Source organism: Lentzea albida (assembly GCF_900111005.1).
Taxonomy (GTDB): domain Bacteria; phylum Actinomycetota; class Actinomycetes; order Mycobacteriales; family Pseudonocardiaceae; genus Lentzea; species Lentzea albida.
In genome coordinates this window covers 17,045-31,317 of record NZ_FOFV01000019.1, presented here as the reverse complement: position 1 = coordinate 31,317, position 14,273 = coordinate 17,045, and the positions used below count along the sequence as shown (strand labels likewise).

Annotated in this window: 14 protein-coding genes; 8 read left to right on the top strand and 6 right to left on the bottom strand. The window is 68.6% G+C overall.

Annotated elements, in window-relative coordinates:
• Nucleotides 1–15: 15 nt before the first annotated feature.
• The gene (locus tag BMY74_RS35400; RefSeq protein ID WP_089923416.1) at nucleotides 16–1,245 is read right to left on the bottom strand and encodes a branched-chain amino acid ABC transporter substrate-binding protein; all 1,230 of its coding nucleotides are present in this window, start codon (nucleotides 1,243–1,245) and stop codon (nucleotides 16–18) included.
• Between the two features lie 450 nt (nucleotides 1,246–1,695).
• Between BMY74_RS35400 and BMY74_RS35395 the strand changes: the two genes are divergently transcribed.
• Complete coding sequence (locus BMY74_RS35395; protein ID WP_089923413.1) at nucleotides 1,696–3,102, top strand: hypothetical protein; 1,407 nt, start codon at nucleotides 1,696–1,698, stop codon at nucleotides 3,100–3,102.
• 1 nt (nucleotide 3,103) lies between these two features.
• On the opposite strand, the gene BMY74_RS35390 is transcribed toward BMY74_RS35395, so the two are convergent.
• The 4 genes from BMY74_RS35390 to BMY74_RS35375 form a co-directional block, all read right to left on the bottom strand.
• Nucleotides 3,104–3,715 carry an ANTAR domain-containing response regulator gene (locus BMY74_RS35390; protein ID WP_089923408.1) on the bottom strand — a complete coding sequence of 204 codons (612 nt, stop codon included), beginning with the start codon at nucleotides 3,713–3,715 and terminating at the stop codon, nucleotides 3,104–3,106.
• 42 nt (nucleotides 3,716–3,757) lie between these two features.
• Nucleotides 3,758–4,579, bottom strand: a complete 822-nt coding sequence (locus tag BMY74_RS45430) for a hypothetical protein (protein ID WP_089923403.1) — start codon at nucleotides 4,577–4,579, stop codon at nucleotides 3,758–3,760.
• A gap of 214 nt (nucleotides 4,580–4,793) precedes the next feature.
• Nucleotides 4,794–5,336 carry a signal protein gene (locus BMY74_RS35380; RefSeq protein WP_143091835.1) on the bottom strand — a complete coding sequence of 181 codons (543 nt, stop codon included), beginning with the start codon at nucleotides 5,334–5,336 and terminating at the stop codon, nucleotides 4,794–4,796.
• A 56-nt stretch (nucleotides 5,337–5,392) separates the two neighbouring features.
• A complete protein-coding gene (locus BMY74_RS35375) occupies nucleotides 5,393–5,746 on the bottom strand; it encodes a PLDc N-terminal domain-containing protein (protein WP_089923863.1) in 354 nt (117 codons plus the stop codon).
• A gap of 263 nt (nucleotides 5,747–6,009) precedes the next feature.
• On the opposite strand from BMY74_RS35375, the gene BMY74_RS35370 reads away from it, so the two are divergent.
• The 5 genes from BMY74_RS35370 (at nucleotide 6,010) to BMY74_RS35350 (ending at nucleotide 10,613) form a co-directional block, all read left to right on the top strand.
• Nucleotides 6,010–7,596, top strand: a complete 1,587-nt coding sequence (locus BMY74_RS35370; RefSeq protein WP_089923396.1) for a thiamine pyrophosphate-binding protein — start codon at nucleotides 6,010–6,012, stop codon at nucleotides 7,594–7,596.
• 28 nt (nucleotides 7,597–7,624) lie between these two features.
• The gene (locus BMY74_RS35365) at nucleotides 7,625–9,004 is read left to right on the top strand and encodes an ArnT family glycosyltransferase (protein ID WP_089923392.1); all 1,380 of its coding nucleotides are present in this window, start codon (nucleotides 7,625–7,627) and stop codon (nucleotides 9,002–9,004) included.
• Nucleotides 9,005–9,114: 110 nt separating this feature from the next.
• On the top strand, nucleotides 9,115–9,948 hold the full coding sequence (locus BMY74_RS35360; protein WP_089923388.1) for a helix-turn-helix domain-containing protein: 834 nt from the start codon (nucleotides 9,115–9,117) through the stop codon (nucleotides 9,946–9,948).
• Between the two features lie 12 nt (nucleotides 9,949–9,960).
• Nucleotides 9,961–10,131, top strand: coding sequence for a DUF397 domain-containing protein (locus BMY74_RS35355; protein ID WP_089923385.1), 171 nt, complete (start codon nucleotides 9,961–9,963; stop codon nucleotides 10,129–10,131).
• Complete coding sequence (locus tag BMY74_RS35350; protein ID WP_089923383.1) at nucleotides 10,128–10,613, top strand: DinB family protein; 486 nt, start codon at nucleotides 10,128–10,130, stop codon at nucleotides 10,611–10,613. Before BMY74_RS35355 ends, BMY74_RS35350 begins: the two co-directional genes overlap by 4 nt.
• 28 nt (nucleotides 10,614–10,641) lie before the next feature.
• On the opposite strand, the gene BMY74_RS35345 is transcribed toward BMY74_RS35350, so the two are convergent.
• Nucleotides 10,642–11,559, bottom strand: a complete 918-nt coding sequence (locus BMY74_RS35345; protein ID WP_089923380.1) for a LysR family transcriptional regulator — start codon at nucleotides 11,557–11,559, stop codon at nucleotides 10,642–10,644.
• A gap of 82 nt (nucleotides 11,560–11,641) precedes the next feature.
• On the opposite strand from BMY74_RS35345, the gene BMY74_RS35340 reads away from it, so the two are divergent.
• Together BMY74_RS35340 and BMY74_RS35335 are read left to right on the top strand one after the other, a co-directional pair.
• A complete protein-coding gene (locus BMY74_RS35340) occupies nucleotides 11,642–13,126 on the top strand; it encodes an aldehyde dehydrogenase family protein (RefSeq protein WP_089923377.1) in 1,485 nt (494 codons plus the stop codon).
• Nucleotides 13,107–14,267: an NAD(P)/FAD-dependent oxidoreductase gene (locus tag BMY74_RS35335; RefSeq protein WP_218159851.1), complete on the top strand. Its 1,161-nt coding sequence runs from the start codon at nucleotides 13,107–13,109 to the stop codon at nucleotides 14,265–14,267. The genes BMY74_RS35340 and BMY74_RS35335 overlap by 20 nt, the downstream gene beginning before the upstream one ends.
• The last annotated feature ends 6 nt before the right edge of the window (nucleotides 14,268–14,273 follow it).

The following is a 14,273-nucleotide window of genomic DNA, read 5'->3' as shown; positions in this document are numbered from 1 at the left end:
GTGACTAGGTAGCCGTCAGCCGGTGAACTCGCCGGTCTGAACGTCCTTCCACTTGCCGGACGTGACCGAGTAGACGGTCAGGACCTTGTTGGTGCTGTCGCCGTACTGGTCGAACTTGACGTTGCCGGTCGCGCCGGAGCCCGTGTAGGAGCCGACGTTGGTCAGCATGGCGTCACGCTTCGAGTCGTCCCAGGCAGCGCCACCCTCGAGGGTCTTGGCCAGACCACCGATGATCGCGTTCGCGGCGTCGTAGGAGAACGCACCGTAGGCGGCGTAGTCCTCCTTGCCGAACTTCGCCTTGTACGCGTCGACGAAGGCCTTGGCCGTGGCCAGGGACTCGGTCGGGGCACCGACGGAGGTGGCGAGGTCGCCCTCCTTGCCGCCGAGCTCGATGAACTTGCCGTCGTAGATGCCGTCGCCGCCCATCAGCGGAACGTCGAGACCGGCGTCCTTCATCTGCTTGGACAGCGGGCCGGCGACCGGGTACTCACCGCCGTAGTAGACGGCCTCCGGGCCGAGGGCCTTGATCTTGGCGATCACGCCGGAGAAGTCGGTGTCCTTCTCGCCGACCTTCTCGGAGCCGACGATCGTGCCACCCTTCTTGGTGACCTGCTTCGACAGCTCGGCCGCGAGGCCCTCACCGTAGGTCTTGCCGTCGGTGATGATCGCGATCTTCTTCTTGCCGGCCTTCTCGACGAGGTAGTTGGCCGCGTACGGGCCCTGCAGGTCGTCGGTGGTGCAGACGCGGAAGTAGTTGTCGAACTGGCGCTTCGGGGCCGTCAGGAAGTCGTTGCCCCTGGTGAGCGACGGGTTCGTGTTGGCGGGCGACACCTGGGGGATCTTCTTGTCCCGCAGGATCGGCTGCACGGTCTGGGCGACCGACGAGTTCAGCGTGCCGACGACACCGACGACGTTCGGGTCGGTCGACAGCTTCGTGGCGGCCTGGGCACCCTTGGCGGGGTTGGCCTCGTCGTCCTGAGCCGACACGGCGAGCTTGAAGCCCGGAACCGTGCACTTCTTGTTCGCCTCGTCCACGGCGAGCTCGGCGGACTGCTTGATGCCGACGCCGAGAGCGGACAGGTTCCCGGACAACGGGGCGACAACACCGACGGTCAGAGTGCCCTTCGACGTGTCGCAGCTGCCCCCGGTGGTGCCGCCGCCCTCGGTCTTGTTCGAGCCACAGGCTGCAAGAACAAGCAGCGAGGCGCCGACGATCGCTGCGGACTTCACAGAGTGCTTACGCACGTGATGTCCCTCCTATATCCCTGCTCCCGGCTACGCGAGATCTCCGCGCACCGCTCCATCACCCTCTCCTGAGGGATGGCCGGAACCTAGGCGATGACTGTGACCGCAGTCATCAAAGCCAATGGGCTCGTGACCATAACGCAACGCGGCGTTATGTTTCACTTAAGCAATGTCACAGACTGTAACCTTCGTTCACTCTTTGGACGGCTGCCATAACCTCGTCGTATGACTCCCCGTCGTCGGGTGATCGCAGTCGTGTGCACCGCGGCCGTAGTGGTGGCCGCTGTGCTCGCATTGCGCGAGTCCGATGATGCCTCGAAGAAGCCCAGCTCAGAAGCAGTTCGCTTAACTAAGTACACAGCAGATTTCGTCGAGGTTTCCCCTCGACCGGCTCCGCCCAGGCCTCCGTCCTCCGTATGGAGCAGCGGCGGACGGGTCCAATGGGCACCCGTGGACGGCGCGGCCGGGTACGAGGTGGACGGCCGGCTCGTCGCCTCACCCGAGATCACGGGCTCCGGAACGCCGGAGGTGCGCGCGGTGGACGCCTTCGGGCAGCGATCTTCACCGGTCAGGGCGGAGGAGCGCCCGAGTGACGACAGTTGGCGCCAGGCGGTCGACGGCTGGCTGGACGACTTCGACGACTCGTTCTTGGAACGCCGCTACCACCTGAGTGCCCGTGACGGCTGCGTTAACCCCGGATCTGGCTCCGGAGGGCGTCTCGTGCTCGACATGCCGTGCGGCGACGACACGGCCGTGCTGCGCGCACGGACGCCGTTGCGGCTGAGCGACTCGGGCGAACGGGGCCGGGTGGCCGTGGTGACGGACGCCGCCGGGCCGCGCGGAAGGCTCGTGCTGGACCTGGTGCCCGGAACGCCTGATCGACTCGGACCCATACCTCCCGCTGATGCGGTCCGGGTGGTCGTGGACGACTCCGTGGCGCCCGGAACGCGCGGAGCAGGCGTTCTGCATCGATTCGAAGCGGTGGTCACAGATAACGATGTGCGCGTCGTGCAAGATGGCGCCCAGATCGCGTCCGTGCCGGTGTCGCCGAAGTGGCGCGAGGCGAGCGTTCTGGTCGGCGTGACGCCTCCGCCGGGCTATCCCGGACGCGTGGAGATCGACGCCGTGGGCATCACCGGGTCGCGCGGACCCGTGGACGAGGTGACCGAGACGTCCATCGTCGCGGGGACGCTGCGCGTGCTCGAACCCGAGGAGGAGGCGCCGGGCATCGGCACGGCGCGCGCACCACTGCGTGGAGCCCCTTCGGCGCGGTTGAGGACGACGGTGCGCCTCGGTGACGGCGGTGACCCGAACGGCCTGGTCGCGCAGCTCGGCACCGCGAGGGTGCCGTTGCGGCCGGTGGTGAGCGGCTGGTCGGCGGCGGAGGGCAGCGAGTTGACGCTGGTCGGCGACGTGCCCGCCGAGCTGCTCACCGAGGACGGGACCGACGCGCTGTCGCCGTTCGTGTTGCGCATGCCGGGCGCGTCGCAGGCGCAGGTGCTGGAGAGCTACTTCGAGGTGCCGCGCCAGTCCCCGGTGCGGCTGGAGAACGCCCCGCGGGAGCCGACGCCCGTTTTGCCCGTGATGACGGCTGAGTTCGTCCGTGTGACCCCGAACGACGCGACGCTGGCGATCACCCTGGACGCCGCTCCGGCGCGTTCAGTGGCGCCGTTGGCGGGCTTCGAGGTGTACGTCGACAGCTCTCTCGCGGCGACCGTGCCGATTCCGGGCGGCGTCGGGGGCCGGCACGAGCTGCGGCTCGCGCTGAAGGGCGGCCACAACGTCGAAGTCCGCCTGCGCCCCGAGGATCCGGGGCGGCAGACGGACTCCGTGTGGCTCGAACTCAGCCGACGCTGACTCAGCCGAAGTTCTCGATGACGGCCTCTGCGACGGCCTTCATCGTCGTGCGGCGGTCCATGGCGGTGCGCTGCACCCAGCGGAACGCCTCCGGCTCGCTCAGACCCTGCTTGGTCATGAGGATGCCCTTGGCCCGCTCCACCGTCTTGCGGGTCTCCAGGCGTTCGGTGAGCCCGGCGACCTCCTGCTCCAGTGCGGCCAGCTCGTTGAACCGGCTCATCGCCAGCTCGATCGCGGGCACGAGGTCCCGCTTCGCGAACGGCTTGACCAGGTACGCCATCGCACCCGCGTCACGGGCGCGTTCGACCAGGTCGCGCTGGCTGAACGCGGTGAGGATCACGACGGGCGCGATCCTGTTGCCCGCGATGTGCTGCGCCGCCTCGATCCCGTCGACCTTGGGCATCTTGACGTCCAGGATCACCAGGTCGGGATCGAGCTCGGTGGCGAGCTTGATGGCCTCTTCACCATCTGCGGCCTCGCCCGCCACGTCGTAGCCCTCTTCGCGCAACATCTCCACGAGGTCGAGGCGGATCAGAGCCTCGTCCTCGGCGACGAGCACGCGGGGGGCCTTGCGCGTGGCATCGGACTGGGCCTCGGCAGCCTGCTGGGTCACCGGGGTCCTCCTGACGATCGTTCCTGCGGGCGAAAGAGCAGTCTACCGGCGGTGAGGCCGCTGATCAGGCTCGGTGGCCGTGACGGCAGACACGAACTCCTCAGGCCACGGGTACGTGCGCAGGCCCTGCTCGACGTCCTCGGCCGGCGCGTCGATGCGGCGCAGCACGACCTGGCGGGTGGTCCCGAACTCCGGGTGGTCGAGCTTGCGCCTGATCTCGTCCTCCGCCGGGCCGCCGGCCCATTCGGCGAACCAGGCCCCGCCCATCGGGAGTGCTCGCAGCCAACTGGCGTCATGCCACAGGTGTACCCGGCGCAGCAGGGCGCTCCCAGTGGCCGCTTCCGCGACCTCGTCGTCGTTGCCGCCGCCGTCGGTGTGGTCGACGCCGCGGTGCTCGTGCATCCAGCGGACGTAGCGCATGCCCACGTCCCAGGCCTGCTCGTCGACCCCGGCCAGCACGACGCCGGCGTCACCAGTGGTCAGCTCGGCCGAGCGCCGGTACTGCCGGTGCTCGAGACCGGCGACGCCCATGCCGAAACCGCCCTCGGTGCGCGGCAGCAGTTCGAACAGCAGCGGGCCGAGAGCCCTGTCGGCCAGGTGCAGCCTGAGCGTCTCCCCCGGTTCCACGGTCCGGAACGCGTGGGTGGGCGTGACGATGCTCGCGGGCGGCATCAGCTGGAGCATGCTCGCCGCGGTGCACCCGGCGAGCAGCACCTGCGCCTCGAGCCGGCACTGGGCCTCGGTGGCCGCGTCGGGCAGCACCGGGCCCCCGTCGCGGACGGCCGGGACCGCCTGGGACAGGTTCTCGCCCGTGTAGGTGCGCCGGAGGTCGGCCAGCTGGTCCGTGGTGGACAGACGTGCCATGACAGCAGTCCTCGTTTCCGCCGCCCGGCTCGGCAAGACAAGGACGCATGTGTCACGCGTCTACGTGGTCTGTTCGCTTCGGTGAGCAGGAGTTGCTGAACACCGCGGCGGAGAACGCCGCTCACTGCCGGGGAGCGGCTCCAGCCTCACGTCTGCTCGGACGCCACGAACCACGTTACCGGATCGGCGCACCTGGTTTTCCCGCTCGGCGTTCCTAGTCGGCTCCGACGATCAGCTTGTACTTCACGTCGATCTCCTTGCCGCCGCCGGATCCGCGGATCACGAGCTCGTGCTCACCGGAGGTGGGAGCGGGGATCCACGCGTACAGGCCGCAGCCGACCGAGTTGACCCGGCCGGTCTGGGCGCCGTAGGGGTTGCCCGCCCGCGCCTCGAAGGTGAACGGCGTGGCGGTCACCTTCGTGAGCGTCTGCGTCGAGCCGTCGAGGAGCACCTCGCCCTGCGCGCCCTTCATGAACGCCTCGCAGGAGGCGATGTCGCTCGCGAGGTTCACGGCCGGAGCGAGCAGTGGTTTGTCGGCGGGGACCCGGCACTGCCGCTCGACGGGACCCCCGCCGAGCGACCCGGCGAGCAACCAGACGTCGACGGGCTGGTCGCGCATGCAGTAGCGCCCGGAGGTGTCGGACACCGGATTGGTGCCGGAGGGCTGGGTGGCCCAGGTCCACCAGCGCGCCTGGAAATCGGCCGGCGCCAGTTCGTCCGAAGTGGAGGGTTGCGGGGAAGGGGGTTGTGCCGCCATTTGCGCGTTTCCGCCACAACCGGCGAGCAGAACAACTAAGAACAGCAGGACTATCCTCACTGGTTCTCGCGTCCCTTGCGTCGTTGTTCCTCCGCGCGCTCTCGGCAGCGGCGCAGGAACTCCTGGTCGTCGTCTGCGTTCGTGGCCGCGAACCGCCCCGGCCGGTCGTACTCGGGATAAGCGGGAGCACCGCGCTCCTGTGCCGCGAAACGCGCGCGTCCGGTCCCCACCGGACGCCCCGCGACGAGCCAGGCGATCGAGCCGACCAACGGGAACAGCAGGACCAGGAGAAGCCACAACACCTTCGGCAGGTTGCGAACGGAACCGTCGTCGGTCGTGATCACGTCCACCACGGCGAAAATCGTCAGTCCCAGCATCAGGACTCCGAACAGCCCTCCGAAGTACAGCATCTCCACCCCCAGGTCGTGCGGTCGCCGCACATCGTGGCACAAGAACAACTCGGTGCACATGGTTCACATGTCAATCACATGCAGAAGAATTCGCGGACCGGTGGACAATTCAGGTTCTGAATGCGAAAAGCTCTCCCGAATTCCGTTCGGCACGATTCAGACGGCGTTGCGCGCCCGGAACGTTCACAGCGCCGCTGACGCTGAGCACCAGACCTCCTGCGCATCCGTTGCCCGGCCAGTGAGCGCGCCTTAGCGTCGGTCGCATGCCCCAGGGTGCCGAGAGCTTGCTGGACGTGCTGGCCGCGCACGACGTCGAGGTGGTGTTCGGCCTGCCCGGCGTGCACAACCTCGCGATCTGGGAAGCGCTCCAACAGCGTCCAGGTATCCGCATGATCGGTGTGCGTCACGAGCAGACGGCGGTCTACGCGGCCGATGGCTACGCACGCTCCACGGGCAAGCTCGGCGTGGCGGTCGTGACCACCGGTCCCGGAGCGGCGAACACCCTGGGCGCCACGGGTGAGGCGTGGGCGTCCGGCAGCCCGGTGCTCGTGATCGCCACGGACATCCCCTCGACGCTCCGGCGGCCCGGCGTCCACTGCGGCGCGCTGCACGAGACGCGCGACCAGAAAGCCATGTTCACGCCGGTCACCAAGGCGGCGTTCGAAGTGACGTCCGCCCACGAACTCGCCACGTACGCCGACAGGGCCGTGCGGCAGGCCTTGCAAAGCCCGCACGGCCCGGTCTACCTCGGCGTGCCAACGGACTTCCTCTCCGCCGAAGTCCCGCACCACACCGTCGCGAAGACCGAACCTGCTCACACCGACGTCGACCTCACCGAAGCGGCGCAGCTCGTCGCCGCGGCCGAGAGGCCACTCATCTGGGCAGGCGGCGGTGCGGCACGATCCGGTGCGGGAGCCGCCATCGGCGCGTTGGCCGACAAGCTCCAGGCACCGATCATCACGACGTACGGAGCACGCGGCCTGACGGACAGCCCTCTCGTCGTGCGCGGTCCAGTGCACGCACCGCCCGTGGGCAAGCTGTGGGACGACGCCGACCTCGTGATCGCGATCGGCACCGACTTCGACGGCATGATGACCCAGAACTGGTTGCAGCCGAAGCCGCGGACGCTGCTGGCCGTCAACATCGACAAGGCCGAGGCGAACAAGAACTACCCGGCCGACGTCACGCTCGAAGGCGACGCCGCCACCGTGACGTCCGCCCTCGCCGCGAAGGTGACCGCCAAGCGGGCCGTGGTCGACGTGGAGGCGGTCAACGCCGAAGTGCGCGCGCTGGCCGAAGCCGACTCCCCCGACGCGTCGAAGTTGTTGCGGGCGCTGGAAGGCACCGACGCCACGATCGTCGCCGACATGTGCATCCCCGGCTACTGGATCGGCGGCTTCCACCACGTCACCAGACCCCGTGGCCTCGCCTACCCGGTCGGCTGGGGCACGCTCGGTTTCGGTTTCCCGGCGGCCATCGGCGCGGCCGTCGAACACCGCACGATCGCGGTCGTCGGGGACGGAGGCTTCCTCTTCGCGTGCGGCGACCTCGCGACGTTGAAGCAGGAAGGGCTGCCGCTCACCATCGTGCTCGTCGACGACGGCGGCTACGGCATGCTCCGCTACGACCAGCAGATCGCGAACCACACCATCAGCGGCGTGGACCTCACCCGCCCCGACTTCGCCAAGCTGGCCGAGAGTTTCGGCATCCCGGCCGTCACCCTTTCCGGTTTCGACGACCTGAAGTCCGCGCTGGACGACGCCGAGGGCCCCACCATGATCGTGGTGAACGCGAGCCTCAAGCCCCCGATCACCACCTCCCCTCGCTGGTACCGCAAAACGTCCTCCTGATCACGGGAGCCCTCGGTACCGTCCGTCCATGAGACGTGGGCTGGTGATCGTGCTCGTCGTCCAGGCGGTGGTGCTGACCGCGTTGTCGGGCCGCTACGGCTTCCACCGCGACGAGCTCTACTTCATCGCGGCCGGCAAACGCCCCGACTGGGGCTACGTCGACCAGCCACCGATCACCCCGCTCCTCGCCCGCCTCACGACGGAGGTGTTCGGCGAGACCCCGTTCGGCCTCCGCGTGATCGCCACGGTTCTGGCACTCGGCATCACCGTCGTGGTCGCCCTCATCGCGGACGAACTGGGCGGCGGCACCACCTTCGCGGCCGCGGCCGCGGCGACGTCGACGTTCGTCCTCGCCGTGGGCCACATGCTGTCCACCGCCACCGTCGACCTGCTGGTCTGGGTGCTCCTCGCCTACTTCGCGATCAAGGTCCTGAAGACGCGCGACCGCCGCTGGTGGCTCGCCATCGGCGCAACGGCCGGAATCGGCCTCGCCAACAAGTGGTTGCTGCTGTTGTTGCTGGCCTCCATGGCGATCGCCCTGCTCGCCGTCGGCCCCCACGACGTCCTGCGCACCTGGTACCTCCCGGCTGGCATGGGTGTGTGCGCCGTGCTCGCAACCCCGGTCGTCATCTGGCAGGCGCTGCACGACTTCCCGTTGCTCACCGTCGCCCGGGGCATCAGCGAGGACGACGGCGCCGAGAACCGCATCCTGTTCGTCCCCATGCAGATCGTGCTGTTGTCACCTCTGCTCGTGCCGGTGTGGCTGCTCGGCTTCCGGAACCTGTGGCGCGACAGGACCTACCGCTCGATCGCACTCGCCTACCCGATCCTCTGCGCCCTGTGCCTCATCACCGGCGGCAAGCCGTACTACGCCGTCCCCCTGCTCCTCGTGCTGACGGCGGCAGGAGCCCGCCAAGCCCAGGAATGGCTGCTGCGACACAGGACCACCGGCAGCGTCATGGTCGCCTCGAGCATCGTGCTCGCCGTGCTCGTCTCGTTGCCGATCCTGCCGCCGAGCGCCTTACCCCCGGTCGTCGCCATCAACCCGGAACAAGGCGAGCAGATCGGCTGGCGAGAACTGGCCCTGACCGTCCAGGACGCCTTCCTGGCGCACGACCGACCCACCGTCATCACCCGCAACTACGGCCAGGCCGGCGCGATCGAGACCCACACCGGCCTGCCCGTCTGGTCCGGCCACATGTCCTTCTACGACTGGGGACCTCCCCCGCCGGGCCCCTCGAAGGTGCTCCTGGTCGGGTTCGACAACCCACCGTTCACCGACTGCGAGATCATCGCCCAGCACCACAACCCAGTGGAAAACGAAGAAGACGGCACGGCGATAAGGCTGTGCACGGCCCCAACGGAACCATGGGAAACCCTCTGGCCGAAACTACGCCACTACTACTGAAAGACCACCGCCCACTTAGGACTTTGGACCTTCTCCAACACGAACCCCTCTTCGGCTGAACTTGCCCGAACACGTTGGAATCACACGATGTTTGGCCCTAGCTTCATTTCATGCCAAAGAGAGACTCCACGGTCCGAGGCCGAGAACTCGGCGCGGGCATACGCGCGGCCATCGAGAAGGCGGGCCTGACCGGACGCGGCGCCTCGCACCTCGCCGGCTGGGACCCCGCCAAGCTGTCCGACCTGATGAACGGCAAGGGCGGCATCAGCGAACACGACCTCATCCGCCTGCTGGGAGTCTGCCGCACCCCGCTGGAGGAGTCCGACCACCTGCTGACGATGTTCAGGGAGGCCGACCGGTCGGGCTGGCTCCAGATCCACGGCGAGCGGCAGCCCATCCTGCCTCGCACGATCGGCGAGCACGAGGCGGTCGCGGCGGAGATCCTCTGCTGGAGCATGAACCTGATCCCCGGTGCACTCCAGCTCCCCGACTACATGCGGGCGTTGATCGCAAGCAACCCGAACTCACCTGCCGAAGAAGCCGACTCCCGCGTCACCGCCCGCTCGGCGCGACAACAGGTGTTGATCCAGCGCCGCTGCGCCATGACCTTCTACATCCACGAGCAGGCACTCCTGCTTCCCGCCGGCGGGCCGGAAGTGATGTCCGATCAGCTGGACCACGTGTTGACCATGAGCAAGCGCTCGTACATCACCGTTCGCATCGTGCCCGTCTCAGCGGGCGCGCACGCAGGGCAGGCGGGCTCTTTCACACTCATGAGGTTCGACAAGCTCGACCCGGTGGTCTTCATCGACGCCGAGAACCACGGTGTCTTCCTGGACGACAAAGCCTCTGCCAAGGCCTACACGAACATCCTCAAGTCACTCGATCGCACGGCGCTGGATGCGGAACAATCGAAGGAGTTGATCGAACGCATCGCCGTGTGAGGAGCCTGCCAGATGACCGGATGGCGGAAGAGCAGCTACAGCGCCAATGGCACCGACTGCGTGGAGGTCGGACACGGCGTCGGAGTCCGCGACAGCAAGGCTCCCACCACCCACCTCGCACTCGGACCGGCCGCGTGGTCCGCGTTCCTCACCGCCGCGAAGGCTGACAAACTCACCCGGTGACCCGAACCTGGCCCGAGAAGAAGGCCGCCGACGAGGCCGCGCTCGCCTGGGAGTTCCTGGACTTCCTCCGCAAGACCGCCGTGCTGAAGGTCGACGGGCTGACCCGCGAGCAGGCAGCCGCGGCCCCGATCAGCACGTCCCCGAAGCTGACGGCCCTGGGCGTGCTCAAACACCTGACCGCCGTCGAGCGGTACTGGCTGTGCATCGCGGGCGCGGGCCTCGACCTGCCGTCGCTGTGGAAGGGCGACCCGGACCCGTCCTGGGACCTCGCGGACGGCGACACCCCGGCATCGCTCATCGAGGCCTACCGCCAGGAGTGGGCGAACGCCGAGGCGGTGAAGAAGCTCGACCCCGACGCGATGGCGGCGGACGGCGAACGCACCGTGCGCTGGATCCTCGCCCACGTTGCGCAGGAGACCGCACGGCACGTCGGCCACCTCGACCTGCTGCGCGAACTCGCCGACGGTCAGACCGGCGAGTGATCGCAAGCCGGCCCGGCGGAGTCGAGCGTCACGGCTGGTGCGTGTGCCCGACCGCGGCGTTGCGGCAGACCTCCTGAAGCGCGGTCACCGCGTCGCGCAGCAGCGGGTTGGTGTTCGCCGTGCGGTGGACGACGTGCACGTGCCTGCGCAACGGCCTGTGCCGCAACGGCATGGCGTGCGTGCCGGGCAGCTCCTTGTGCCCGAGAGCGGGCACGAGTGCGACGCCGACACCCGCGGCCACGAGCGACTGCACGACCTCGTAGTCGTTGCTCCGGAAGGCGATCCGGGGCGCGAACCCCGCCGCCGCGCAGAGCCGCGTCAGGCAGGTGGCACCGGCCGTGCCGTCGCGTGACGCGATCCAGCGTTCGTCCTTCAGGTCTTCGAGCTTGACGTTGTTCTTCGCGGCCTGGTGCCCGGACGGCACCATCACCAGGAGCGACTCGTCCAGCAACGGCAGCACGGTCAGCTCTTCCGGCCACGTGCGCGGGACGAGGTCGTACGCGTAGACCAGCGCCACGTCGAGCTCGCCGGTCAGGACGAGCGGCAGCACGTCGTCCGGCTCCGCCTCGTCCAGGCGGATCTCGGCGCCCGGCAGCTCGGACTGCAGCCTCGCCAGCGCCTTCGGCACGATCCGCGCGCTCGCGGTGGGGAACGTGCCGATCCGCAGGCGCCCCCGCAGGCCCTGGACCATCGCCTTCACCTCGTGCTCGAACCCGTCGAGCGCGGCGAGCAGCTCACCGCCGCGATCGGCGATGAGCAGGGCCGCACCGGCCGGCCTGATCGAGTGCGCCTCGCGCTCGAACAGCGTCACGCCGACCGCCCGCTCGAACGCCGAGATCTGCTGCGACACGGCCGACGACGTGTAGCCGAGCCGACGTGCGGCCTCGGCGAAGGACCCCGTCTTCACGACCTCGACGAGCGTGCGGAGATGAACCGGGTTGAGCACCAGGACAGCTTATGCTCGACGTCGCCAGATCTCGTTCTGCGACCTCTGGCGCATCCTCCGCACACCCACCAGGGTGGGATGCATGGCGTACGTCTCCACGAACCCGTCGGACACCTCCGACGTGGTCGCCGAGATCGAGCTCGGGACCAGCCGCGCCTTCGTCGACGCGGCCCAGCGCGCCAAGGCGGCGCAACGCGCGTGGGCACGCGTGCCCGCACCCGTCCGAGGCCAGGTCATCGGCAACATCGGCCGCCTCGTCGAGGCGAACTCCGAAGCCCTTGCCCAGCTCGTGACCCGCGAGATCGGCAAGCCGATCGCGGAGGCCCGCGGCGAGGTGCGGGAGATCGTCGACACCGCGAACTTCTTCCTCGGCGAAGGCAGGCGCCTCCACGGGCAGACGGTCCCCTCGGAGATGCCCGACAAGCAGCTCTTCACGTTCCGCAACCCGGTCGGCGTCGCGGCCATCATCACCGCCGGCAACTTCCCGGTCGCCGTGCCGTCCTGGTACGTCATCCCGGCGCTGCTGTGCGGCAACTCGGTCGTGTGGAAGCCCGCCGAGTACTCCGCCGCGTCGGCCCAGGCCCTGTACGACCTCTTCCAGGCCGCCGGCATCCCGGACGGCGTGTTCGAGATCGTCTTCGCCGAAGGCTCCGAGACGTTCGACGGCCTCGAGCAGTCCCTTCAGCGGGGACTCGTCGACAAGGTCGGCTTCACGGGATCCAGCGAGGTCGGTGTGCGCATCGGCGAACTGTGCGGCCGCCACCTCCAGACGCCGTGCCTGGAACTGGGCGGCAAGAACCCGATGGTCGTCACCGAGGACGCGGACCTCGACCTCGCCGTGCAGGGCGCGCTCTTCGCCAGCTTCGGCTCCGCGGGCCAGCGCTGCACCTCACTCGGCACGGCGATCGTGCACGAGTCGGTGCACGACGAGTTCCTGACCCGGTTCGTCGAGGCCGTCGCGAACGCGACCGTCGGCGACCCGATCGGCGATGTCCTCTATGGACCGTTGCTGGACGAGAAGTTCGCACTGGCGTACGAGAAGTACCTCGGCTGGATCGGCGAGCACCACTCGGTGCACGGTCCGACCGGCCGCATCTCGGCTGCCAGTCCCCGCAACGGGTTCACCGGTGAGAACGGCTTCTTCTACCACCCCGCAATCGTTTCCGGCGTGCGCGACGACGACGAACTGTTCCTCCAGGAGACGTTCGGGCCGATCGTCGGCGTCATGGAGTACTCGGACCTGGACGAGGCGATCGAGCTCGGCAACAAGCCGGGCTACGGCCTCTCGTCCTCGATCTACACCACCGACCCGGACAAGGCCTTCCGGTTCCGCGCCGGCATCTCCGCCGGGATGGTGAGCGTGAACAACTCGACGTCCGGGGCCGAGGCGCACCTGCCGTTCGGCGGCAACGGCAAGAGCGGCAACGGCTCCCGGCAGTCGGGCGTGTGGGTGCTCGACCAGTTCACCCGCTGGCAGTCCCTGAACTGGGACCATTCCGGGAAGCTGCAGAAGGCGCAGATGGACACTCTCGCGATCGAGGCGGACCTTGACCACCGCCTCGCCTGAGCTGCCCGCTCGGGCTGAGGTGGTCGTCATCGGCGGCGGGGTGATCGGCACATCCGTCGCCTTTCACCTGGCCGAGGCAGGAGTCCGGGATGTCTTGGTCGTGGAGAGGGATGACCTGGGGTCCGGCTCCACCTGCAAAGCGGCGGGTGGAGTGCGCGCCCAGTTCTCCGACGAGCTGAACATCAGGCTCGGAGCTCGATCCATCGAACTGTTCCAACGCTTTCCGCAGCGGCCCGGGCAGGACATCGATCTGCACCAGGTCGGCTACCTGTTCCTCCTTTCTTCCCGGGAACACGTCACGGCGTTCGAGCGCAACGTCGACCTCCAGAACTCCCTCGGCGTGCGCAGCCGCATGCTGACTGTCGAGGAGGCCCAGCGGATGTCGCCGCTGATCGAAGCGGACGGCCTGCTCGCGGCGGCTCACTCGCCCGACGACGGACACTGCACGCCTGAGTCCGTCGTACTCGGCTACGCCACCGCGGCCCGCCGGCTCGGTGCCCGCTTCAGCACCAGAACCACCGTGGAATCGATAGTAGGGACGGGGTCCGACAGTTTTCGCGTCGAGACGACCCGAGGGGCGGTTTCGACGCCGAACCTGGTCTGCGCGGCGGGCGCCTGGTCCCGGCAGATCGGCGACATGGTGGGCGTTGACCTGCCGGTTTCCCCGCTGCGGCGCCAGATCATGTTCACCGAACCCATGCCGGAGCTACACGATCGGGTTACTCCGTTCACCATCGACTTCGACAGCACCTTCTACTTCCACCGCGAGGGCCCGGGACTGCTGTTCGGCATGTCCGACCCCGACGAGACGCCGGGCTTCAAGCTGGACATGTCCGACGCCTGGCTGCCGCGCCTGACCGAGGCGATCGGCAGGCGTGCTCCGAGGCTGCTGGACGTGGGCGTGCGCAACGGGTGGGCGGGGCTGTACGAGGTGACGCCGGACCACAACGCGCTGATCGGTTCGGCGGGCAGGTTCTTCTACGCCACGGGCTTCTCCGGGCACGGCTTCCTGCAGGGCCCCGCGGTCGGCGAGGTGGTGCGGGACCTCGTGCTCGGTCGCGAGCCCTTCGTCGACGTGTCCGCTCTGGACGCCTCCAGGTTCGCCGCCGACCAGGCGCGGCCGGAACTCAACTGCGTGTGAGGACAG

What these genes read in the sequence shown, in the direction of transcription:
- BMY74_RS45430 (WP_089923403.1), bottom strand. Translation starts at nt 4,579, where the DNA reads ATGGCACGTCTGTCCACCACGGACCAGCTGGCCGACCTCCGGCGCACC.
- BMY74_RS35380 (WP_143091835.1), bottom strand. Translation starts at nt 5,336, where the DNA reads ATGGCGGCACAACCCCCTTCCCCGCAACCCTCCACTTCGGACGAACTG.
- BMY74_RS35375 (WP_089923863.1), bottom strand. Translation starts at nt 5,746, where the DNA reads ATGCTGTACTTCGGAGGGCTGTTCGGAGTCCTGATGCTGGGACTGACG.
- BMY74_RS35370 (WP_089923396.1), top strand. Translation starts at nt 6,010, where the DNA reads ATGCCCCAGGGTGCCGAGAGCTTGCTGGACGTGCTGGCCGCGCACGAC.
- BMY74_RS35365 (WP_089923392.1), top strand. Translation starts at nt 7,625, where the DNA reads ATGAGACGTGGGCTGGTGATCGTGCTCGTCGTCCAGGCGGTGGTGCTG.
- BMY74_RS35360 (WP_089923388.1), top strand. Translation starts at nt 9,115, where the DNA reads ATGCCAAAGAGAGACTCCACGGTCCGAGGCCGAGAACTCGGCGCGGGC.
- BMY74_RS35355 (WP_089923385.1), top strand. Translation starts at nt 9,961, where the DNA reads ATGACCGGATGGCGGAAGAGCAGCTACAGCGCCAATGGCACCGACTGC.
- BMY74_RS35340 (WP_089923377.1), top strand. Translation starts at nt 11,642, where the DNA reads ATGGCGTACGTCTCCACGAACCCGTCGGACACCTCCGACGTGGTCGCC.